Source organism: Citrobacter sp. S46_ASV_140, assembly GCF_018919545.1.
GTDB lineage: Bacteria > Pseudomonadota > Gammaproteobacteria > Enterobacterales > Enterobacteriaceae > Citrobacter > Citrobacter braakii.
Window position 1 is genome coordinate 1 of record NZ_JAHLRC010000200.1, and the last position, 4,294, is coordinate 4,294.

Sequence of the window (4,294 nt, forward strand, 5' to 3'; positions counted from 1 at the left end):
GTTCCAATAATACCTGTATTGGTATTCATAAACTTAGCGGTATTGGTTGGTTCCCAATACAATGGTGTCTGCTGTACTGCGTCATGTCCGAACAAGATTTGTAATGATTGATCATTAGTTCTGCATGTAACCGCCTCAGGTTGTAGCACCGATACCTCAGATATAGATTTTCCTTCATCTTCGGGGGCTTTAATTGCTGAGACTTCGGCTACGGATTGTAAGGTATTTATATCCTGATTTGGCTTAAGTAAATATTTAGACGGGACGTGATAGCGATCCGCTAGCGATGATTCTCCATTTGGGTTCGCAATAAGTGATGGTAACAATGAGTAAGGAATTTCAATCTGTAAGATATCCTGTTGAGTTTCCTTATAAGAGATATCGAAACAAGTACCGCTATCAACATGTGCGACAACAAAACCATTCGGGTAATCAGCTAATTCACCTAACTGATACTCACCTGTTAACCACCATTCTCGATTTTCCAATAAAGGTTCTAGCTTGCCAATTTCTAATACACCGTACAAACGCAGCTTTTCTACCTGCATTAATACTTGGCGAACAAAAAGTGCCCGGTACAAATTCGAGGCCAACGTTTGAGGCTCCAGGATATCCTCTTTTAAGTAACGTTTAAGCTCACAAGCCTGTTGACCAGCATAATTGTAATCTGGTCGAGCCCCTGTTTTTACCTCAAGTGGCAAAAGATAGAGTGTATTCTCCTTAAATCCGACAAAGAGCACATCATCTGAAATTGCACCTTTACGATAACCCTGCAAATTCCTCGACAAATCGCTCTCTTTCATTTTCAGTCCGACGTTACCAGATACTCGAATCATTTCAGCAACTGATAACGGAATCCAACAAATATCGGATTGGTTCAGCATGGACTGAACAAACTTGTATGCAGCGATAATGCCATGCTTTTCTTTGCGTTCCTTTTCACTAGAACGCAACATTTTAAGTAACCATTCACCATTAAAAGCATTAAATTCAGCAAGCAGATGCTTACTATCTAACGTATGTTGACTTGGTAAATTCTCTGTCTGGAGTAGTCGTAAGAAAAGGTCAACCTGCTTTGTGACGGTAACTGCATCATAACCTGCACAACTGGTGTATTGATCCGAATAGTGAATCAGTACCACATCTTTCTGACTGGTAAAGAAATCGAGAGTAACTTTAGGGTCAATGATAGTAGTCCAAAGTGCACTGTTATATGAATAATTTAACAGTTGTTTAAAATCACCACTTACTGCCAAACCAATACCTTGGCCATGGTACTGGCTGTTGCTCTGGCGCGCAGGCTGCCACAAACACCCGACTAATCGAGCAAGACGCAAAGCACAGTAAGGTTCAATATCAACATCACGCAGGCCAAATGCTGTAAAGTAAGCATCTCCTTGTGTTTCAGCTCCCTCTCCAGCAATCAACCCATGGCACAACACTCCGCTGGACGCATCTTCAATGCGAATCTGACGGCAATCTACTGGTGCAGTATTAGTAAAAAATGCCAAGTGAGCATAGGCCAGTTTTTCACTTTCCGACGGCAACATGAACTTACTAAATGTTAACCTACTGCGTAGCAAATCAATCAGCAGATCAGCTTCAGCTCTCCACGCGCCGCTGTTAAGTCCTAAATCATTTTTAAGTTCTTCATAGCTACAGCATTCAGCAAAGTGATCAAACATATTTGGCAACAGACGTGCGTCATAACAGTTCACATGTACAGAAATAGAATGTTCTTTTTCCTGTTTAAAATATTCGACCAACCCGAGAAATAACTCTTTAGCGGTACCTTGATTAATAGCATTTATAATAAGCGCATTATTTTTGCCGCTCAGGAATAACCTTGAGTAAGCATCCGTAAACTCATTTAATTTATCTCTTACTAGACGCTTGACATAATCATGGCTGACCTGGCGCTGAGGAACAACATCAATCCAGAAACGATTTTCTTCCACAGGTTGTAATTGTGCGTATTCATGCTCACTATGGTAAACAAATGGCATTAAACCTGAAACAACTAAACGATCGAGTGTAATTGAAGGCAATAATGCGAATGATGCAGAGTTAAATTCTTCTTGTTCTTTAACAATGGTTTCCGCCAGCTGTAAATGGTAGGCTAGTACCAAAGGATGTAGCGGAGATAAACGTTCATATGTATCGACATGGCAAATGCCTAAATAGAGTAGCTTTTTTTCTTGCACGGTTAAAGCTCTACTAAGGTTAATTTGCTTCAATGCCTGCTCAAACGTCGAAATTATATGGCTGATTAAACTACGATATTCAGTTGACCACGATACCAAACTTGGCAAAGTACTGCGGGATTGATAATAAGAAAATAGCTGATTATAAGCATTATGGAGTTCAGGATAGCTAATGAGAAGTTCATCAAGCTCAAATACTCTCTCATCACCATGTGTGCCAAGCAGGCGTTTCTCAACCAATAAGGCCTCGAGAGCAAGCAACTGCTGACGCACGCCAACAACTTTATGTTCGGTATTATCCTGGATAATACGCCCTTTTAATCGATTGAAAGTCGCGTTCCCCTCTTCTTTGAAGAGCTTGCTATATCGGCTCTGATCAAACAGAAGAGGTAAAGTTAGACCTTCCTCAGCCCCTGGACCTTCAATATTAAACAGCAGCCGTGAATCACCTGAGACGAGTGTAAATTGAACTAGATCGCTTTGATTTGCCAGAGTATCAAAATTAACCAGTGCATACTGCCGACAATTAATATCTTCGCTTCCTTCATTTAGAACGTAGATCTGTTCACCCGAATCGGAAATACGTAACTCGTTGTCCTCCAGCTGTAAAGTCAATTGTCCCTTACCAGGTTCAACTCGGAAACAGTGTTGAATATCATTCAACCAAAATCTTCCCTGTTCCACTAACAATAGACGAAATTTATATTCTTCTGCAGAATTATCACGGTTGGTTAATTCAAGGCTAAAAAAACAAGGATTTCCATCAAAAGGAACTGATGCCATTATACGAGAGGTTTTACCTCCAGCCCTACTGGTCCGCCAAAAATTCTCTTTTTTCAGTTGGCGATGATGGGCAATCTTAATTTGATTATCCTGCAGATCATTGCCTTGAAAACTGAACTCTAAATCAACATTCGATTGACCTGGTGGCACCTGTATTAATAAACTAATATCGCGCTTTCCTGCCTTACTGGTACTTTTTGCTCGTTGCCAAATATCTCCGTTTTCAACAGAAATATTTTCGAAAACAAGTTTCTGTTCACTGTTTAGCTCTTTCTCTTTCCGATACTCAGAAAAATCAAGTTCACGCCAATCATCTTTATCAACAAAGTGGGCCTGAATAAATTTCGAACTGAACTCAGTTAACACATTTTCCAGCTGACCGCTATAACGTTCAACACTGTCTTCTATTTGCCGGTACAACTTGCGGTTTTCGTTAAGCCTGGTACGTAACTGCTTCTGACTAAAATTTAACAATTCATCATCTTTAAAAAGATGTAGCTCTGAAAAATCCAAATTCCCGTCATCTAGCAGGCGATAGAGCGATGAGAAACCGAATACGGTTGCCCCTTCGTCTAATACCGTCGTTAGCTGATCTTCCAATAAACAAAGAGATAACTCAGAGCCTTTACTATCTGAAGTAATTAGTTTTTCTAATTGATGGCTGAAGGTTTCCGGAAACCAAATTGAACCAGGAGCAGCGACATCCTTCGTACTGTTGATTAGCGTATCAAGCATACTATTGTGAATAATCAACAGTGCCGTTTGAGCAAAAACACCGCTTCGCCCTGCAACTTTATCTCGCAAGTGAGAAATGTAGTTTTCTGTAAATGCAGGGGTATCTGTGCCATGTAGTACAGGGATAAGCTGTACACCATTACAAGTAAGGCAGGAAATAAATTGATCTGGAGCTATCTCCAGCTTTTTTTCATCCGCCAAGGATACAAAAGCTTGCCAAAGTTTTAAGGCATTATCAGGATCAGGAGATTTGAATTGGTAACGTTCGCCAGGCTGAATGATGCCACTAACCCATTCAATAAAAGTTTCCGCTAGATAGGTTTCATACTGTTTTACGGACATACACGGCATCTCCACTGTCACTCATTCTTTCCACATTGCCCATGCGCTCATAAAACGTCACAAGCATTTGCGCTGATTGATTATCCAAATAAAAACCTCGTTGTTCAAAACCAGTCAGTAGCTCATGCAAACGTAGCTTTGAATTTTTACCAATGGTTAGATTGGTCAATAGCAACAAACGATCCTGATTCAATACCAAGACTTTACCTGCACGCCCACGCACCTGGATA

Annotated in this window: 2 protein-coding genes; both read right to left on the bottom strand. The window is 40.5% G+C overall.

The features are described from left to right. Nucleotides 1-4,064 (bottom strand): DNA phosphorothioation-dependent restriction protein DptH (gene dptH, locus KQJ19_RS22635; protein WP_216404196.1); only part of this gene is annotated, 4,064 nt, incomplete at its 3' end. Then, nucleotides 4,045-4,294, bottom strand: a 250-nt coding sequence (gene dptG / locus KQJ19_RS22640; protein ID WP_216404197.1) for a DNA phosphorothioation-dependent restriction protein DptG, incomplete at its 5' end; no start/stop codon positions are given. The genes dptG and dptH, both read right to left, overlap by 20 nt.